The 20,526-nt window shown below is 43.9% G+C and carries 9 protein-coding genes; 2 read left to right on the top strand and 7 right to left on the bottom strand.

The features are described 5' to 3' along the window. From PY091_RS13550 to PY091_RS13535, 4 genes are all read right to left on the bottom strand, one after another. The coding region (locus tag PY091_RS13550) for a beta strand repeat-containing protein (RefSeq protein ID WP_275650187.1) at positions 1 to 2,257 on the bottom strand (2,257 nt) is incomplete at its 3' end. Between the two features lie 406 nt (positions 2,258 to 2,663). Further along, positions 2,664 to 4,613: an OmpA family protein gene (locus tag PY091_RS13545; RefSeq protein WP_275650186.1), complete on the bottom strand. Its 1,950-nt coding sequence runs from the start codon at positions 4,611 to 4,613 to the stop codon at positions 2,664 to 2,666. Positions 4,614 to 4,624: 11 nt separating this feature from the next. After that, positions 4,625 to 5,572, bottom strand: a complete 948-nt coding sequence (locus PY091_RS13540) for a PorP/SprF family type IX secretion system membrane protein (protein ID WP_275650185.1) — start codon at positions 5,570 to 5,572, stop codon at positions 4,625 to 4,627. Between the two features lie 12 nt (positions 5,573 to 5,584). Continuing rightward, on the bottom strand, positions 5,585 to 9,337 hold the full coding sequence (locus tag PY091_RS13535) for an Ig-like domain-containing protein (RefSeq protein ID WP_275650184.1): 3,753 nt from the start codon (positions 9,335 to 9,337) through the stop codon (positions 5,585 to 5,587). Positions 9,338 to 9,733: 396 nt separating this feature from the next. Between PY091_RS13535 and PY091_RS13530 the strand changes: the two genes are divergently transcribed. Beyond that, positions 9,734 to 11,323, top strand: a complete 1,590-nt coding sequence (locus PY091_RS13530; RefSeq protein ID WP_275650194.1) for a peptide chain release factor 3 — start codon at positions 9,734 to 9,736, stop codon at positions 11,321 to 11,323. Between the two features lie 107 nt (positions 11,324 to 11,430). Then, positions 11,431 to 11,862, top strand: coding sequence for a hypothetical protein (locus tag PY091_RS13525; protein WP_275650183.1), 432 nt, complete (start codon positions 11,431 to 11,433; stop codon positions 11,860 to 11,862). Between the two features lie 34 nt (positions 11,863 to 11,896). On the opposite strand, the gene PY091_RS13520 is transcribed toward PY091_RS13525, so the two are convergent. The 3 genes from PY091_RS13520 to rpoB are packed head-to-tail and all read right to left on the bottom strand — an operon-like array spanning position 11,897 to position 20,414. Then, positions 11,897 to 12,208, bottom strand: a complete 312-nt coding sequence (locus tag PY091_RS13520) for a DUF3467 domain-containing protein (RefSeq protein ID WP_275650182.1) — start codon at positions 12,206 to 12,208, stop codon at positions 11,897 to 11,899. Positions 12,209 to 12,266: 58 nt separating this feature from the next. Beyond that, positions 12,267 to 16,565, bottom strand: coding sequence for a DNA-directed RNA polymerase subunit beta' (gene rpoC, locus PY091_RS13515; RefSeq protein ID WP_275650181.1), 4,299 nt, complete (start codon positions 16,563 to 16,565; stop codon positions 12,267 to 12,269). A 39-nt stretch (positions 16,566 to 16,604) separates the two neighbouring features. Further along, positions 16,605 to 20,414, bottom strand: coding sequence for a DNA-directed RNA polymerase subunit beta (gene rpoB, locus PY091_RS13510; RefSeq protein ID WP_275650180.1), 3,810 nt, complete (start codon positions 20,412 to 20,414; stop codon positions 16,605 to 16,607). Between the last annotated feature and the right edge of the window lie 112 nt (positions 20,415 to 20,526).

Genomic DNA, 20,526 nt, shown 5'->3' with positions numbered 1-20,526 from the left:
CGCTAAGGTCCACCGTAACATCGGTCGTGCCCTCGCTGATCGTCAATACGTTGCTCGGAGCGTCCAAGGAAGCTCCCGTGATATCGTCATCGGCCATGCTGTCGACATAGGCTTTGGTCGCGGCATCCTGAGCGTTGGTAGGATCTGCGATGTTGGTGATGGCAGCTCCACCACCATCGTTCCCATCGGCAAGCACCTCTCCCAAATTCTGGATCTCGTTGGTTGAGGATAGGTCACCGTCCGCGGCGATATGGTCCGCAATGTCGGTCGCGTTGGCTGAAATGGCCGTGGCATTTGTTGTGATGTTGCCCGTGTTGGTCGAGATGGCCGTAGCGTTGTCCGAGATATCGGAAGCGTTCGTGGCAATATTGTTCGTGTTGGCCGTGATGTTCGACGTGTTAGAAGTAATATTCGAAGCATTCGTTGTGATCGCAGCGGTGTTCGTTGCAATATCGGATGTATTGTCCGAGATGTTCGTGGCATTGGTTGTGATGGCCGAGGCATTGGCCGCCACTCCTGCACTGTCGTCAAGGTCGCTAAGGTCCACCGTAACATCGGTCGTGCCCTCGCTGATCGTCAATACGTTGCTCGGAGCGTCCAAGGAAGCTCCCGTGATATCGTCATCGGCCATGCTGTCGACATAGGCTTTGGTCGCGGCATCGCTACCAGCTGTCGGTGTCCCGAGACCGGTGATTACCAATCCGTTCGCATCGTTGCTTTCTGTAAGTACTTGCTCGATGTTCTGGATCTCGTTGGTCGAGGAAAGGTCACCGTCCGCGGCGATATGGTCCGCAATGTCGGTAGCATTCGCTGAAATGGCCGTGGCATTTGTTGTGATCGCAGCGGTGTTCGTTGCTATATCGGATGCGTTGTCAGATATGTTCGTGGCATTGGTTGTGATGTTGCCCGTATTGGTCGAGATGTCCGTAACGTTGTCCGAGATATCGGAAGCGTTCGTGGCAATATTGTTCGTGTTGGCCGTGATGTTCGAAGTGTTCGAAGTGATATTCGAAGCGTTGGTCGAAATCGCAGCGGTATTCGTTGCTATATCGGATGCGTTGTCCGAGATGTTCGTGGCGTTCGTTGTGATGGCCGAGGCGTTGGCCGCCACTCCTGCACTGTCGTCAAGGTCGCTAAGGTCCACCGTAACATCGGTCGTGCCCTCGCTGATCGTCAATACGTTGCTCGGAGCGTCCAAGGAAGCTCCCGTGATATCGTCATCGGCCATGCTGTCGACATAGGCTTTGGTCGCGGCATCGCTACCAGCTGTCGGTGTCCCGAGACCGGTGATTACCAATCCGTTCGCATCGTTGCTTTCTGTAAGTACTTGCTCGATGTTCTGGATCTCGTTGGTCGAGGATAGGTCACCGTCCGCGGCGATATGGTCAGAAATGTCGGTAGCGTTGGCTGAAATGGCCGTGGCATTTGTTGTAATCGCAGCGGTGTTCGTTTCTATATCGGATGCGTTGTCCGAGATATCGGAAGCGTTCGTGGCAATATTGTTCGTGTTGGCCGTGATGTTCGAAGTGTTCGAAGTGATATTCGAAGCATTGGTCGTTATCGCAGCGGTGTTCGTGGCTATATCGGATGCGTTGTCAGATATGTTCGTGGCATTCGTTGTGATGTTGCCAGTGTTGGTAGAGATGGCCGAGGCGTTGGCCGCCACTCCTGCACTGTTATCCAGACTGCTTAGGTCTACAGTTGCAGATGCTCCATTTTGTATATCAATTTGTAATTGATTTGAACCGTTCAGGGTTGCTCCTGTCAAGTCTTGGTTGTCGGTATTGGTATCAATCAAAGCTGCCAGATCCGCCAATGCTACAGCAAAAGTATTGGCTTCTGAATCCGTAATTACCAAATTGGTATTTGTACCGTCAATATCAAAAGAAGTTACGGTGGTATTTGAATCTGTCAATACATCCTTCAAGCTACTTAAATCAACATTTACATTCCCCCCATCTTCCAAGGAAAGTGATAATATGTTTGTAGCCTCATCAAAAGTAAATCCAGTTAATTGTTGATCGTCGGTGGCGGTCAGTTCCCATGAATCACCGTCCCAGAAATAAATGGTTCCTGTATTGGTGTTGACATAAATGTCTCCCAAATCTGCACCTGTTGGTGTCAAAGCTCCTGAACTGGTTACATCTGTACCCTTAAGAACTTCGCAATTGCATTGATCTTGAAGGGTTACTGTTGTTTGAGAAAAGGCAATTCCTGTAAAAAGCAGAAATAATAAGGCTAGAATGCTCTTTTTCATGAGGTTGCTATTAAATGAAGATTGTATTGCTGTAGTTTTGTTGATTCTTTAAACTTCTGGTCTTTAAATTCTTTGGTGATTCAACACACCGAATTTTCAACCGCATACAAAATTACCCTCACTTTTAGGGGTGGAAAATAATTGTTGTGAACCAATGAATTAGAATTGTATAGCAGTCAAAAAATGAGGTGACCAACTTAATTTTTTACGATATTTTTAAGACAGTTCATCGATGAGCCCACATTATTTAACCAATAAAGTAAGTCGAATCTTACATTTCAAACCTCTGAAATAGAATGACATCATGCCTTAAAATCATCCCCAAAAATTGAACATGTAAATCATACACATATAAAAAAACGGCCCCTTAAAAAGGAGCCGTTTTCTAAACAATTAAAAAATAATGTTATTCGAATATGATAAACTCAGATCTTCTATTTAATTGATGCTGTTCTTCAGAGCATTGAACCCCATTTGCACAATCATTCACTAAGCGTGTTTCTCCGAAACCTTCACCTTGCAACCTGTCCGCAGCTATTCCCTTTGAAATCATATAGTTTACGGTGGACTCAGCTCTTTTCTGTGACAACCACAAATTGTAAGCATCTACGCCTCGGCTATCTGTATGAGAATTGACCTTAATTTTAAGGCTAGGATACTTTTCCATGGCAACGATCACTTTCTGTATCTCAATTTCGGCATCTGGGCGGATATTGAATTTATTGAGATCAAAATAAATCGTGCTCAACTGTAACAACTTGGCCAAATCATCACCAAAACCACCGGTTACCACATCACGTTCCAGATAAAAATCCACAATACGGGGTTTACCGTCAGATATGGGTAAATATTCTTCTGCAGGGACGTAACCATCTCGAGAAGCCCTCACAAAATTACCTTTGGAACAATCCAACATAAGTATATAATTTCCTTCTGAATCCGTTATGGTGGAAGATATCTCGTTATTTTCCTCATCAATGATCTTTACCGTGGCCCCTGCCAGAACTTCATTGGAAATACGATCCCGTACCGTACCACTGACCTCCTGGATACAGTCCAAGGTCAGGGGTTCGTTTTCAACAAACTCATAAATATCGTCATCGCCTGTTCCTCCGTCCCTGTTTGAGGCAAAATACCCTGTACTATTATCGGAATCATAGATAAAAGAAAAATCGTCCTTTGGGGTATTTACAGGTTTCCCCACATTAACCACGGGCTGGGTGTAATCGTTATAGGTGATTTTGGTGGCAAACACATCCAAACCTCCCAGGCCTTGATGTCCGTCTGAGGAAAAGTACAAAATCCCATCCTTGGTTATAAAAGGGAAGGTTTCCCTTGCTATGGTATTGATATTCTCCCCTAGGTTTACAATGGGCCCGTAGGTACCATCACCGATGATATCAGTGACAAAAATGTCCGATTCGCCCAAACTTCCCGGCATATCGGAGACAAAATATAGTTTTTTACCATCAGGACTGAGCATGGGATGGGCAACGGAATAAGAATCACTGTTAAATGGAAGTTCCACGATATTGGTCCAAATACCATCCACATTTTCGGCACTGTATATTTTTAATCGTATGATTCCTTCTTCATCTTTCTTTTTTCTGCCGTCCATGAAGTTGTTCCTTGTAAAGTACATCATGGTTCCATCCTTGGTAATCACTGAAGATGACTCGTGTAGGCGGGTATTTACATCTCCATCCAGCTTTACCACAAAATCATTCGAAACACTATCGGCATTCACCTTGTAAAGGTCCAGAAAGTCCCTTGCATTCCAGGTATGCCTGTATCTTGCAAAATTTCCTGTATCTCGGTCCGAAGCAAAAATGAGTCCTTCCTCATAATAGGCCGCTGCAAAATCTGAATACTTGCTGTTGTAGGGAAACTCCTTTATGGTATACCTGCCTGAATTTTTCTCTATCTTGGCCATGTAATCCTCATCAAAGTCTACCATAGCAGCGGTCATGGCCTTGAAATCCTCCATTACCTTTGTGGCCTGATCATAATTCCCAGTGGATTTAAGACTCTGCGCATACCTGAACACATCCTCCACGGACATTGCATCCGGATAGGTTTCTTCGAGTTTTTTATAAGTCTCTGCAGCTTCTTGGTATTTGGCATTGAAGTAATAGGAATTACCCAGTCGTTTTAACAGGTCAGGGGAAGTATACCCCTTGTCAAGGACTTTCTTATAAATGTCTATTGCAGGACTAAAGGAATATTGATTGTATCGTTCATCGGCCTTTTCCATTACCCGGGCAATCTGTTTATCCGGGATACTATCTTGCTGAGCGTTCAGTTTAATAAAACATCCGCTGGTTACAATCAATATTATGAGTATTCTTTTCAGCATGCTATACTAGATTAAAAGAATCTTGGTGAAATGGTCCGTTGAAAGGACTTCAATAGTTCCAGTCTCAGGAAGACTTCAAAAGAGCCATCGTTAAACTGTGTACCTCCCAATTCGGTAGTCTCACGATCGTAAGCAAGTCCCAACATAATCTGGTCGGTCACCTGAAAACCAACCAATCCGCTCACAGCAGCATCCCACCTATACGCGGCTCCAAAACTAAATTTGTTGGCAAACAGAAAACTTGCCGATAGATCCACCTGTAAAGGTGCTCCTCCTACTGCCTTGGTGAGCAAGGCAGGTTTAAATTGAAGGTCCGGGCCCACATCAAATACATAACCGGTGATCAAGTATACGTTCATTCTATCAGCGGACAGAAAGTTGACGCCATCTTCCGTGTTGTCATTGTCAAAATATTCCGCTTCCAGCACATTTGGCGCCGAGATACCTGCGTAAAATTTATCGGTATGGTAATATACTCCCAGTCCAAAATTAGGATTGAACCTGTTATCTATATTGTTTTGATTGACCACTTCCTGATCAAAATTCCTCAACCCATTAAAATCCAAACTCAACATATTTCCACCAGCTTTAAGCCCAAAGGATAATTTGGCATCCATAGAAACATCGATGGTGTAGGATATCACCGCATCCAAATAAGTCTCTTGGACCACTCCATCACCAATGTTGTCGTTGACTATGGATATTCCATAACCCAACCTACTGTTGCGTATGGGTGAATGCAAATTCAGGGTAAAAGTTTCAGGTGCCCCATCCAGACCTACCCATTGTGATCGGTAGAGTCCTGCAAAACTTAGTTGTCCTCGAGAACCGGCATAAGCAGGGTTGACACTCAACGTATTGTACATGTATTGAGTATACTGGGCATCTTGTTGGGCGATTGCTCCTGTAGATAAAATCCCAATAAACAACAACGTAGTTAAAATATGTTTCTTTATCATTCTGAAAATATGTTATCTGCTTATATAAAGGTATTCCGAATCTGTAAAACTACCTTGTTCGGTCTGGTAATTAAAAATATAAAAATAAACACCTGCAGGAAGGTAATCGTTAACGCTCAAGGCTGATTTGCCCCTTACCCTTCCATCGAAGACATTGTTTACATTATCATAATTATTCCCTTCAAAAACAAGGGTCCCCCATCGGTTGAATATTTTGATAGTACTTGATTTGATGTACTCAACACCACGTATAAACAAAAAGTCATTTTTTAAATCTCCGTTCGGTGTTAGCATTTGGTTCACTTCGATGTCTTCCACAATCACCGTCACTGTTGCCGTATCACAATTATCAGGATTTGCAGCCTCACAAATGGTATACTCTATAGTATAGGTCCCTGCTGGAGTATTCGATGCCAATATTACCTCACCATTATCATTGATGCTGAGCTCGTTGGTAGATGTTGACGTTAAGATCACATCAATGGGCGATACTTGCTCATCATTCAATGTATCATTCAAAAGAACATTGCTATCCGTGATCAAACCACCACCTGAACCAGTGTTATAACCATCATCTACGGCATCGATTTCATTATCCATTCCGGATACTACCTCAACGGTTACCGTAGCCGTATCACAGTTCGTTGTATCCGTTAGATCACAAATGGTATAATCGATTGTATAGGTCCCTGGTCCGGTTCCTGGCACCACACTGACACTCCCATCAGGGTTGATGATCAGTTCATCGGTCGGTGTAGAGCTTAAATTGACATTGTCAAGGGTAGCCGCCCCATCATTATAAGTGTCATTGGACAGTACATTACTATCTGGTATCATTCCGTCATCTCCGCTTTCAACGGTGTATGAATCGTCCACGGCGTCCAATACATTTCCAGCACCCTCCATCACTTCCACGGTTACCGTGGCCGTATCACAATTATTGACATCCATTACATCACATAAAGTGTAGTCAATGGTATAGGTACCTGGTCCGGTTCCTGGAATAACACTGACACTCCCATCAGGATTGATGATTAATTCATCGGTCGGTGTAGAACTTAAGATAACATTGTCCAGGGTAACCTCGCCATCATTATAGGTATCATTGGACAGTACATTACTATCTGGTATCATTCCATCCTCTCCGCTTCCAACGCTAAAGGAGTCGTCAACCGCATCCAATCCATTCCCAGCACCCTCCATCACTTCCACGGTTACCGTGGCCGTGTCACAGTTTGTTGCATCGGCAAGGTCACAAATGGTATAATCGATGGTATAAGTTCCGGGTCCGGTTCCTGGAACAACACTTACACTTCCATCAGGGTTGATGATCAATTCATCGGTCGATGTAGAGCTTAAGTTGACATTGTCAAAGGTAGCCCCCCCATCATTATAGGTATCATTGGAAAGTACATTACTATCTGGTATCATTCCGTCCTCTCCGCTTTCAACGGTGTATGAATCGTCCACGGCGTCCAATACATTTCCAGCACCCTCCATCACTTCCACGGTTACCGTAGCTGTATCACAGTTCGTTGTATCGGTAAGGTCACAAATGGTATAATCGATTGTATAAGTTCCGGGTCCGGTTCCTGGAACAACACTTACACTTCCATCAGGATTGATGATCAATTCATCGGTCGATGTAGAACTTAAATTGACATTATCAAGGGTAGCCGCCCCATCATTATACGTGTCATTGGACAGTACATTACTGTCTGGTATCATTCCGTCTTCACCGCTTTCAACGGTGTATGAATCGTCCACGGCGTCCAATACATTTCCAGCACCCTCCATCACTTCGACGGTTACCGTGGCCGTATCACAGTTCGTTGCATCGGTAAGGTCACAAATGGTATAATCGATTGTATAAGTTCCGGGTCCGGTTCCTGGCACCACACTAACACTCCCATCAAAATTGATCATCAATTCATCGGTCGGTGTAGAGCTTAAATTGATATTGTCAAGGGTAGCCGCCCCATCATTATACGTGTCATTGGACAGTACATTACTGTCTGGTATCATTCCGTCTTCTCCGCTTTCAACGGTAAAGGAATCGTCCACCGCGTCCAAGTTGTTTGCACCAACTTCAATATAAATTGTAGCGGAAGCACAGACACTAGGGTCTGGCAACACATTACAAACCTGGTAAATTATTGTTACAGTAGAGTTGGATTCGGTAACCAATGGCGTATAACCAACAAAACCTGTCTCATTGTTAAAGGTAACCTCGCCTGTTGCATCTCCGCCTATTCTGGTCAAATTAGTAACACCAAGTTGATTAGGGTCGTTATTGGCAAGAAAGTCGTCATTCTCCAGTATATTGATAGCAACTTCCGTTAGGGCAGCAGTTGAACCAAAATCATCACTGGCATTGGCCATCAAAGGGTCTGGATCATTACCATTAGGGTTGCCATCGCCGTCACAATCCAATGCTTCCCAATCTGCGGATTGCGGCAAAGTTACACTCTCGGGATTGTAATCACATGGGTCCAATGGGTCTGTTCCATCTTCTTTTTCATCTTCATTGGTAACCCCGTCCCCATCACAGTCAGAGGTGTTCCATGTCGACGAAGGGTCCATAGTTTGACTTTCCAAATTAAAATCACATGGGTCTTGGGGATCAGTACCGTCCTCTTCTTCATCTCCATTGTTCACTCCATCTCCGTCACAATCTACCTCTAGATAATCGCCTGAGCGAGGAAGTGTTATACTTTCCGGATTGTAATCACAAGGATCCAAGGGGTCGGTCCCATCTTCCTTTTCATCTTCGTTCGTAACTCCGTCACCATCACAATCAGTTTCTTTCCATTCCTGCGTAGGTGTACAATCTTGGTGCTCCAGTATAAAGTCGCATGGATCTAATGGATCTGTATCATCCTCCTTTTCCTGACCATTGCTCACTCCATCACCATCGCAATCAGCGTTCTTCCATTCCTGCGTAGGTGCACAATCTTGGTGCTCCAGTATAAAGTCGCATGGATCTAATGGATCTGTATCATCCTCCTTTTCCTGACCATTGCTCACGCCATCACCATCGCAATCAGCGTTCTTCCATTCCTGCGTAGGTGCACAATCTTGGTGCTCCAGTATAAAGTCGCATGGATCTAATGGATCTGTACCATCCTCCTTTTCCTGACCATTGCTCACGCCATCACCATCACAATCAGCATTTTTCCATTCCTGGGAAGGGGCACAATTTTGATGTTCCAATATCAAATCACATGGATCAAAAGGATCTGTTCCATCTTCTTTTTCCTTTCCATTGCTCACACCATCACCATCACAATCTGCATTTTTCCATTCCTGGGAAGGGGCACAATTTTGATGTTCCAATACCAAATCACATGGATCCAACGGGTCAGTACTATCCTCTTTTTCCTTTTCATTGCTCACACCATCGCCATCGCAATCTGCATTTTTCCATTCTTGGGAAGGAGCACAATTTTGATGGGATAAAATAAAATCACAAGGATCATTGGGATCTGTACCATCTAGGTTTTCCTGTTCGCAGGTCACACCATCGCCATCACAATCAACCGTGCTGAACTCCTGCGCGAGGGGATTCCACAAATTATTTGCCCAACCAACACTTTGGACATCATATTTGTTCTCGGCATGATGATCCCCAGAAGGAAGAGTATGTGAAGTGTTATATGTATTGGCACCAAAAGCTGATTTAAGTCCAACTATAAAAATCAACACCAGTAAGGTGGATTTTTGGACCAAACGTTGCTTTAGTCTTACAAAAGTAAAATTCTCCATAAATGATAAGTTTTGGTCAACTAATCACCATGGCTAAAAGAGGTTGTTGTAATTGTAAGAAAATTGGGGTTTTCTTTTTGTTTTAATGTCACTGGTCCTATTCGACACAACTCGACACAATTACGTCACATAGTTAAACTATTTGACCATCACCTCCTATTTTTCTCGACAAAAGGCGATTTCTTCATCATAATTAACCTTATCCATCTGTTTGACAAACGAATGGTTCCCGCGTAGAATGGTTAGCGATTTTAAAACGGGCGAAAATTACCTTTCTTTTTCGTTTTGGAACGGGTAAATCACCAATTTTTTTCCAATGATATCAACAATTCCGAATCCTTTAGAAAATGAGGGTCAAAACATATAAATCCCCTATTTTTGCGGAAATTTTTGTTGATGGTTTTTGAAAAGGAAATAGCGAAAAGAAGAACATTTGGTATCATATCCCACCCTGATGCGGGTAAGACCACTTTGACCGAAAAATTATTGCTGTTCGGAGGCGCCATACAGGAAGCGGGTGCAGTAAAAAGCAACAAAATCAAAAAATCCGCAACAAGTGATTTTATGGAGATAGAGCGCCAAAGAGGTATTTCCGTTGCCACTTCCGTACTCGCCTTTATCTATAAAGACAAGAAAATCAATATCTTGGATACTCCAGGTCACAAGGATTTTGCTGAAGACACCTTTAGGACACTTACCGCTGTCGACAGTGTAATCGTAGTTATAGATGTCGCAAAAGGTGTGGAGGAGCAGACCGAAAAATTAGTGGAGGTTTGCCGTATGCGGAACATTCCCATGATTGTTTTCATCAACAAATTGGACCGTGAAGGTAAGGATGCCTTTGACCTTTTGGACGAAGTGGAACAAAAATTGGGACTTACGGTTACACCTTTGAGCTTCCCTATCGGCATGGGCTATGACTTTAAGGGCATCTACAATATCTACGAGAAAAACATCAATCTATTTAGCGGGAACAGTAAAAAGAATATCGAAGAGACCATTGCTTTTGACGATTTGGACAACCCGGAACTTGAAAAAATCATTGGCAGTAAAGCTGCCGAAGAACTCAGGGACAATCTGGAGCTGGTGCATGGTGTGTATCCGGATTTTGACAAGGAAGCCTATTTAAAAGGTGAGCTCCAGCCAGTATTCTTTGGATCGGCCCTGAACAATTTTGGAGTACGCGAGCTTTTGGATTGCTTTGTGAACATTGCTCCATCACCCCGCCCTAAAAAAGCTGAAGAAAGGTTGGTAAAGGCCAATGAAAAGGACTTTTCCGGCTTTGTGTTTAAGATACACGCCAATATGGACCCAAAGCACCGTGACCGTCTTGCATTCGTTAAGATTGTTTCGGGAACCTTTGAAAGAAACACCCCATACTTACATGTTAGACAGGGCAAAAAATTAAAATTCTCAAGCCCCAATGCCTTTTTTGCAGAGAAAAAAGAGATTGTGGACATCTCCTATCCCGGTGATATTGTTGGATTACACGACACGGGGAACTTTAAGATCGGGGATACCTTGACCAGTGGAGAAGAATTACATTACAAAGGAATACCAAGTTTCTCCCCTGAGCATTTCAGGTACATCAATAATGCCGACCCTATGAAGGCCAAACAATTGTACAAGGGAATAGACCAATTGATGGATGAAGGTGTGGCACAGTTGTTTACTCTGGAAATGAACGGAAGAAAAATAATCGGTACCGTTGGCGCCCTTCAGTATGAGGTTATCCAATATCGATTGGAGCACGAATACGGTGCGAAGTGCACCTATGAGAATTTCCCTGTACATAAGGCATGTTGGGTCGAAGCCGAGGATGAAAACAATGAGGAATTCAAAGAATTTAAACGCGTAAAGCAAAAGTTTTTGGCCACGGACAAAAAGGGACAACTGGTATTTTTGGCAGATTCCCCTTTTTCCCTGCAAATGACACAACAAAAATATCCTTCGGTAAAACTGCACTACACTTCGGAATTCGAATAGGACACATAAAAACTTGGTTGCACATGAATCTGAATATGAGCAGTTTGCACAGTTTTTGCTACTTTTTTTCGTACATTGAATAGCATAACCAATTAAATAAAGGTATTATGACTACTTCTGTTAAGCCGCCAACATGGTTTTGGGCGGTAAGTGTTATTGCCCTGCTATGGAACTTGGTAGGTGTATTCAATTATCTAAACCAGGCCTATAATCAACAAGCGATTTTGGAAACTTTGGACCAAGCACAGCGAGAGGCGTTTGAAGGTATTCCCGCTTGGGCAACCGCTGCATTTGCCATTGCTGTTTTCTCAGGGACTTTAGCCTGTATTGGATTGCTTATGCGAAAAAAATGGGCCAGACCACTATTTATTATTTCGCTTTTGGCCGCAGTGGCCCAATTTATCCATTGGTTGTTCATCTCCAATGCCGTGGAAGCTTTTGGACCTTCCACTTACACCATGCCCATTATTATACTGGTGATCGGACTTTACCTGATATCATTTTCCGGAAAGGGCATACAAAAAGGTTGGTTAAAATAAAACCAATAAAAAAGCCCCTGTTCAGGGGCTTTTTTTATGCTTCACCGGTAGGTCCAAAATTCAATGGAATCGCGGGCTGCTCATAATCCTGAATGGTTCCGTGGGCCTGTTCAAAACGGCTTACGTTCTCATTTAGGGCCTTGAGCAACTTTTTGGCATGTTGCGGGGTCAATATAACCCTGCTCTTTACCTTAGCCTTTGGAGCACCTGGCATCAAGCTGATAAAGTCCACAACGAACTCGGATACGGAATGGTTGATAATGGCCAAGTTGGAATAGGTTCCCTCAGCGGTTTTTTCATCCAATTCTATATTGATCTGTTTCTGTTTTTTGTTTTCCTCTGCCATAACTTGATAACTTATCTTAAAAATAAAACCCCGGCCTAAGGGCCAGGGTTTATGTTATTTAGAATTTAAATTCCTCCTTTCGGGCCATGATCTCATCGTATTCCTCTTTGGAACCAACTATGATGCTATCATAATCCCTCATACCTGTACCGGCCGGAATCTTATGTCCTACAATTACATTCTCTTTCAATCCTTCCAAGGTATCTACTTTACCGCTTACAGCGGCTTCGTTCAATACTTTGGTAGTTTCCTGGAACGATGCTGCGGAGATGAACGACTTAGTCTGCAAGGAAGCTCTTGTAATACCCTGCAAGATAGGGGTAGCAGTGGCTGCTACTGCATCTCTTGCGGATACCAAGGTCTTGTCCTCCCTTCTAAGAATGGAGTTCTCGTCCCGAAGTTCACGTACTGTCAAAATCTGACCTGGTTTCAACCTTTCTGAATCACCGGCATCTTCAACAACCTTTTTACCGAAAATCTCATCGTTCTCGTTGATAAAGTCATCTTTGTGCACCAATTGATTTTCAAGGAAAATAGTATCCCCTGGATCTTGGATCTTCACTTTACGCATCATCTGTCTCACAACCACCTCAAAGTGCTTATCGTTGATCTTCACACCTTGTAAACGGTATACTTCCTGTACCTCGTTCACCAAGTACTGTTGTACTGCTGATGGTCCTTTGATTGCCAAGATGTCTTCTGGTGTAATGGAACCATCGGACAATGGCATACCTGCACGTACGTAGTCGTTCTCCTGTACCAAAATCTGGTTGGACAATTTGACCAAGTACTTTTTAAGGTCACCTGTCTTGGACTCGATAATGATCTCACGGTTACCACGCTTGATCTTACCAAAGGATACCACACCGTCTATTTCCGACACTACTGCCGGGTTGGATGGGTTACGGGCCTCGAAAAGCTCGGTTACCCTTGGAAGACCACCGGTAATATCCCCTGCCTTAGCAGATTTACGTGGGATTTTCACCAATATCTTACCTTCCTTCACCTTATCTCCGTCATCCACCATAAGGTGCGAACCTACTGGTAGGTTGTACGAACGTAAGGTTTCTCCTTTAGCATCCTGTATCAACAAGGTTGGAATCAACTTTTTGTTTCTGGATTCAGAAATTACTTTTTCCTGGAAACCGGTCTGTTCATCGATTTCCACTTGGTAAGTAACTCCTTGCTCGATATTCTCGTAAGCTATCTTACCGGAGAATTCAGAAACAATAACACCGTTATACGGATCCCACTCACAGATAACCGTTCCTTTGCTGATCTTCTCGCCGTCCTTGATGAACAATTGAGAACCGTAAGGAATGTTATTTGTACTTAGGGTAATTCCTGTTTTTTGATCTACAATCTTAACTTCCGAAGTCCTGGAGATCACAATGTTGGTTTTACTTCCATCACTGGCCTCGCCTTCAACCAAACGCAAGTCCTCGATTTCTGCAACACCATCAAATTTGGACTCCAATTTGTTGTCCTCGGAAATGTTACCTGCAATACCACCCACGTGGAAGGTACGCAATGTCAACTGTGTACCCGGCTCACCAATGGACTGTGCGGCAACAACACCTACAGCTTCACCTCGTTGAACCATTTTATTGGTCGCAAGGTTTCTACCGTAACATTTGGCACAGATTCCCTGTGGCGCCTCACATGTCAATGGAGATCGTACTTCTATTTTCTCGATAGGAGCTGCTTCCACCCTTTTCACATCGACCTCGTTGATTTCTTGGCCTGCTTTAAGGATAAGTTCTTCGGTCAATGGGTTGTACACATCGTGCAATGATACCCTACCTAAGATTCTTTCTCCTAAGGTTTCTACAATCTCCTCGTTTTTCTTCAATGGCTCTACTTCGATACCTCTCAAGGTTTCACAATCTTCGCTATTAACGATCACATCTTGTGAAACATCCACCAAACGTCTGGTCAAGTAACCCGCATCCGCCGTTTTCAAAGCGGTATCCGCAAGACCTTTACGCGCACCGTGGGTAGAGATAAAGTATTCCAAGATCGAAAGCCCCTCCTTAAAGTTGGAAAGAATCGGGTTTTCGATAATTTCACCACCACCAGCGGTGGATTTTTTAGGTTTGGCCATCAATCCACGCATACCGGTCAACTGACGGATCTGCTCTTTGGAACCCCTTGCACCAGAATCCAACATCATATATACCGAGTTGAATCCTTGTTTGTCTTCACGAATACGCTTCATCGCCAATTCGGTCAACATGGCATTGGTAGACGTCCAAACATCAATAACCTGGTTATATCGCTCGTTGTTGGTGATAAGACCCATGTTGTAGTTCATCATAATACCGTCAACCTGCTCATTGGCCTCACCAATCATATCCAGCTTTTCTGCAGGGATGATAATATCACCCAAACTAAAGGATAGACCACCTTTAAAGGCGAAATCGTATCCCATGGCCTTGATCTTGTCCAAGAAATCAGCCGTGGTAGGCACATCGGTTACCGCAAGAATGTCCCCGATAATATTTCTTAGGGCTTTCTTGTTCAATACCTGGTTGATGAATCCTGCTTGTTCCGGCACTTCCGTGTTGAACAATACACGACCTACCGTGGTCTCGATGATTTGATATACCAATTCACCTTCTTCGTTAAAGTCTTTGGCCCTTACCTTAATTCCGGCGTTAAGCGAAACTTTTTTCTCGTTGAAAGCAATCTCAACCTCTTCAGAAGAGTAGAAGGTCAACCCTTCACCCAATACAGGCTCTTCCGGAGTGGATTTTTTATGTTTGGTCATATAGTACAATCCCAAGACCATATCCTGAGATGGTACGGTGATCGGGGAACCGTTGGCTGGGTTAAGGATGTTCTGTGAAGCCAACATCAATAATTGAGCTTCCAAAATAGCCTCTGGCCCCAATGGCAAGTGAACTGCCATCTGATCCCCATCAAAATCCGCGTTAAATGCGGTACAAGCCAATGGGTGCAAACGAATCGCCTTACCTTCGATAAGTTTAGGCTGGAACGCTTGGATACCCAAACGGTGCAATGTGGGGGCACGGTTCAACAATACTGGGTGCCCTTTAAGGACGTTTTCAAGAATGTCCCATACTACGGGTTCCTTCTTGTCTATGATCTTTTTCGCAGATTTAACGGTCTTTACGATACCCCTTTCAATCAACTTACGGATGATGAACGGTTTGTAAAGCTCGGCCGCCATATCTTTTGGAAGACCACATTCGTACAATTTCAATTCCGGTCCAACGACGATCACGGAACGAGCGGAGTAATCCACACGTTTACCCAACAGGTTTTGACGGAATCGACCTTGCTTACCTTTCAATGAATCAGAAAGGGATTTCAATGGTCTGTTCGATTCTGTTTTTACAGCGGATGCCTTTCTTGTGTTATCGAAAAGGGAATCCACCGCTTCTTGAAGCATACGCTTTTCGTTCCTCAAGATCACCTCTGGTGCCTTGATTTCCATCAAACGCTTCAAACGGTTGTTACGGATAATTACCCTACGGTACAAATCGTTCAAATCGGAAGTCGCAAAACGACCACCATCCAACGGTACCAACGGACGCAATTCTGGTGGAATTACAGGAATCACCTTCATGATCATCCACTCAGGGTTGTTCTCCCTGTTTCCTTGCGACTCACGCAAAGCTTCCACAACTTGAAGACGCTTCAAGGCTTCGGTCTTACGCTGTTTTGAAGTCTCCGTGTTCGCCTTGTGACGAAGTTCGTATGACAATTGTTCCAAATCGATTCTGGACAAAATGTCGATCAAACACTCGGCACCCATTTTGGCGATGAACTTGTTTGGATCGGTATCCTCCAAGTATTGGTTCTCGGTAGGTATGGATTCCAAAATGTTCAAATATTCCTCTTCGGTCAAGAAATCCATCTTGTTGATTTCTTCACCTTCCGGACCTTTGGCAATACCGGGCTGGATAACCACATACCTTTCATAGTATATGATCATATCCAACTTTTTGGAAGGCAATCCCAAAAGGTATCCTATTTTGTTTGGCAGTGAACGGAAGTACCAGATATGCGCTACGGGAACCACAAGGTTAATGTGCCCCACACGATCTCTACGAACCTTTTTCTCCGTCACTTCAACACCACAACGGTCACAAACGATACCACGGTAACGAATTCTCTTGTATTTTCCACAGGCACATTCGTAATCCTTTACAGGACCAAAAATACGCTCGCAGAACAATCCATCACGCTCTGGTTTGTGCGTTCTATAGTTTATGGTTTCCGGCTTCAACACTTCTCCTCGGGACTCCGCCAAAATTGACTCTGGAGAGGCCAATCCGATGGAAATTTTGTTGAACCTTTTTTGTGCGTTATTATCTTTTATTCTAGCCATAACAATATGGTGATGATATAATTAATGTAATATAGTGTTCTACTCTTCCAATCGGATATCCAAGCCCAAACCTTTAAGTTCGTGCATCAATACGTTGAAAGATTCTGGCAATCCAGGTTCTGGCATGGTTTCACCCTTAACAATGGTCTCATAGGTCTTGGCCCTACCGATCACATCATCCGACTTAACGGTCAATATCTCCCTAAGGGTAGATGATGCTCCATAGGCTTCCAATGCCCAAACTTCCATCTCTCCAAAACGCTGACCACCGAACTGTGCCTTACCACCCAATGGTTGCTGAGTGATCAAAGAGTATGGTCCAATAGATCTTGCGTGCATCTTGTCGTCTACCATGTGTCCCAGTTTCAACATGTAGATCACACCAACGGTTGCACGTTGGTCGAAACGTTGACCTGTTCCACCATCATATAGGTAGGTGTGCCCAAATCTTGGAACACCTGCTTCATCGGTAAGCTTGTTGATCTCATCCAATGAGGCACCGTCGAAAATCGGAGTGGCAAACTTTTTGCCCAATTTCAATCCGGCCCAGCCCAATACGGTTTCGTAGATCTGACCAATGTTCATCCTTGAAGGTACACCAAGCGGGTTCAATACAATGTCCACTGGGGTTCCATCTTCCAAGAACGGCATATCCTCTTGACGAACGATACGGGCAACGATACCTTTGTTACCGTGACGACCGGCCATTTTATCACCAACTTTAAGCTTACGCTTTTTGGCAATATAAACTTTGGCCAATTTCATGATACCTGCAGGAAGCTCATCCCCTACTGAGATGGTAAACTTGTCCCTTCTAAGGTTACCTTGAATATCGTTCAATTTGATTTTATAGTTGTGCAACAAATCGGCCACCAATGCATTGGTAGCATCATCCGTTGTCCAGCTACCTCCCACCAAGTGAGCAAAATCGTCAACGGCATTCAACATCTTAATGGTGTATTTCTTTCCTTTTGGAAGTACTTCTTCTCCCAAGTCGTTGATAACACCTTGTGATGTTTTTCCGCTGATCAACCCGAACAACTTCTCGATCAATTCATCTTTAAGCTGTTGGAACTTCACTTCGTAGTCCATCTCCAATCTTGCGATGGCTTCTTTATCTTCGGAACGTTTTCTCTTGTCCTTAATGGAACGTGAGAACAATTTCTTATCGATTACCACACCTCTCAATGATGGAGAAGCTTTCAATGATGCATCTTTAACGTCACCTGCCTTATCACCAAAGATGGCACGCAACAGTTTTTCCTCCGGTGTTGGATCGGATTCTCCTTTTGGAGTGATCTTACCGATCAAGATATCACCAGGCTTCACTTCTGCACCGATACGGATCATACCGTACTCGTCCAAATCCTTAGTGGCCTCTTCGGAAACGTTTGGAATATCGTTGGTCAATTCCTCTGCACCCAATTTGGTATCCCTTACTTCCAAGGAATACTCATCCACGTGGATGGAAGTAAAGATATCCTCACGAACCACTTTTTCGGAAATCACGATCGCATCCTCAAAGTTGTATCCTTTCCAAGGCATGAAGGCCACCTTCATGTTTCTACCCAAGGCCAATTCACCTTTTTCGGTAGCATATCCTTCACAGAGTACCTGACCTTTTTTCACCTTGTCCCCTTTTCTAACGATAGGCTTCAAGTTGATGCTGGTACCTTGGTTTGTTTTTCTGAACTTCACCAATTGGTAGGTCTTCGAATCATCATCAAAGCTTACCAATCTTTCTTCTTCCGTTCTATCGTACTTGATGGTGATTTTCTGTGCATCCACATATTCCACTACTCCATCGCCCTCTGCATTGATCAAAACACGGGAATCGGTAGCTACTTGTCTTTCCAAACCTGTACCTACGATCGGAGAATCTGGTCGTAACAATGGAACTGCCTGACGCATCATGTTAGATCCCATCAATGCACGGTTCGCATCATCGTGCTCCAAGAAAGGAATCAAGGATGCCGAAATGGAAGCGATCTGGTTCGGTGCAACATCGGTATATTTTACCTCTGTTGGATCCACAACCGGGAAATCACCTTCCTCACGGGCAATTACCTTCTCTCTTTCAATGGTACCGTCATCAGCCAATGGAATGTTGGCTTGGGCAATCTTCATTCCCTCTTCTTCCTCTGCACTTAGGTAAATGTGGTTTTTGGTATCCACTTTACCATCTTCTACTTTACGGTAAGGAGTTTCCAAGAAGCCCATATTGTTCACCTTGGCAAATACGGACAATGAAGAGATCAAACCAATGTTCGGACCTTCAGGTGTCTCGATCGGACACAATCTTCCGTAGTGCGTATAGTGAACGTCACGCACCTCGAAACCGGCTCTTTCACGTGAAAGACCACCTGGCCCCAATGCGGACAATCTTCTTTTGTGCGTAATCTCGGCCAACGGGTTGGTCTGGTCCATGAACTGGGACAACTGGTTGGTTCCGAAGAAAGAGTTGATCACGGATGACAATGTCTTTGCGTTGATCAAATCGATCGGTGTAAACACTTCGTTGTCACGAACGTTCATACGCTCACGGATGGTACGTGCCATACGTGCCAAACCTACGCCGAACTGCTGGGACAATTGTTCCCCAACGGTTCTCACACGACGGTTGGACAAGTGATCGATATCATCAATCTCCGCTTTGGAGTTGATTAACTCGATCAAATATTTAATGATGGTAATGATATCTTCCTTGGTCAAAACTTGTTTGTCCATTCCGATATCCAATCCCAATTTCTTGTTCATTCTGTAACGACCTACTTCACCAAGATTGTAACGTTGGTCGGAGAAGAACAATTTATCGATAATACCACGAGCTGTTTCCTCATCAGGCGGCTCGGCATTACGTAATTGTCTATAGATATGCTCTACCGCTTCTTTCTCGGAGTTGGTAGGATCTTTTTGCAAGGTGTTGTGGATAATGGCGTAATCCGATTGCGCATTGTTCTCCTTGTGAAGCAAAATGGTCTTCACATCGGCATCAATGATCTCATCGATATGCTCTTTCTCCAAAACTGTATCACGATCAAGTACAATTTCGTTTCTTTCGATGGAAACCACTTCTCCTGTATCCTCGTCCACGAAATCCTCATGCCATGTGTTCAACACCCTAGCGGCCAATTTACGGCCCAATACTTTTTTAAGTCCGGATTTGGAAACCTTAACTTCTTCCGAAAGGTCGAAGATTTCCAAAATATCCTTGTCCCTTTCAAAGCCGATGGCACGGAACAAAGTGGTTACCGGTAATTTTTTCTTCCTATCGATATAGGCATACATCACCGAGTTGATATCGGTGGCGAATTCAATCCAAGATCCTTTGAATGGGATTACCCTGGCTGAATACAATTTTGTCCCGTTTGCGTGGAAAGATTGTCCAAAGAAAACCCCTGGAGATCTGTGCAACTGGGATACTACAACACGTTCCGCTCCGTTGATAACGAAAGTTCCACTTGGGGTCATGTAAGGGATAGTCCCCAAATACACGTCCTGTACAATGGTCTCGAAATCTTCGTGCTCTGGATCGGTACAGTATAATTTTAGACGTGCCTTTAACGGTACGCTATAGGTAAGTCCACGCTCGATACATTCTTGGATGGAATATCTTGGTGGATCAATGAAGTAATCCAAAAACTCAAGTACAAACTGATTTCTGGTATCGGTGATTGGAAAATTCTCCATGAAGGTGTTGTAGAGACCTTCGTTTCCTCTTTCGTCAGATTTAGTTTCAAGCTGGAAAAAGTCTTGGAACGATTTTATCTGAATGTCCAAGAAATCCGGGTATTCCGGTATGTTCTTAGCGGATGCGAAATTAACTCTTTCAATAGTGTTTGTGAACATCTATGGACAAATTTTGATCGTGATTACTAAGTGGGTTGGTGTACGGCTTTATACACTCCTTATATAAATAGGCTAAGGTCTAACCAAAAATGGAAAGACCTTAACCAAGTTC

The organism is Flagellimonas okinawensis, assembly GCF_029194005.1.
In the GTDB taxonomy this organism is placed as follows: domain Bacteria; phylum Bacteroidota; class Bacteroidia; order Flavobacteriales; family Flavobacteriaceae; genus Flagellimonas; species Flagellimonas okinawensis.
The sequence above is the reverse complement of the archived record's forward strand: the minus strand, read 5'-3'. Positions and strand labels throughout refer to the sequence as shown.

Bases quoted from the DNA above. Each gene is read 5' to 3' on its own strand.
- PY091_RS13545 (WP_275650186.1), bottom strand. From the start codon at position 4,613: ATGCTGAAAAGAATACTCATAATATTGATTGTAACCAGCGGATGTTTT.
- PY091_RS13540 (WP_275650185.1), bottom strand. From the start codon at position 5,572: ATGATAAAGAAACATATTTTAACTACGTTGTTGTTTATTGGGATTTTA.
- PY091_RS13535 (WP_275650184.1), bottom strand. From the start codon at position 9,337: ATGGAGAATTTTACTTTTGTAAGACTAAAGCAACGTTTGGTCCAAAAA.
- PY091_RS13530 (WP_275650194.1), top strand. From the start codon at position 9,734: ATGGTTTTTGAAAAGGAAATAGCGAAAAGAAGAACATTTGGTATCATA.
- PY091_RS13525 (WP_275650183.1), top strand. From the start codon at position 11,431: ATGACTACTTCTGTTAAGCCGCCAACATGGTTTTGGGCGGTAAGTGTT.
- PY091_RS13520 (WP_275650182.1), bottom strand. From the start codon at position 12,208: ATGGCAGAGGAAAACAAAAAACAGAAACAGATCAATATAGAATTGGAT.
- rpoC (WP_275650181.1), bottom strand. From the start codon at position 16,565: ATGGCTAGAATAAAAGATAATAACGCACAAAAAAGGTTCAACAAAATT.
- rpoB (WP_275650180.1), bottom strand. From the start codon at position 20,414: ATGTTCACAAACACTATTGAAAGAGTTAATTTCGCATCCGCTAAGAAC.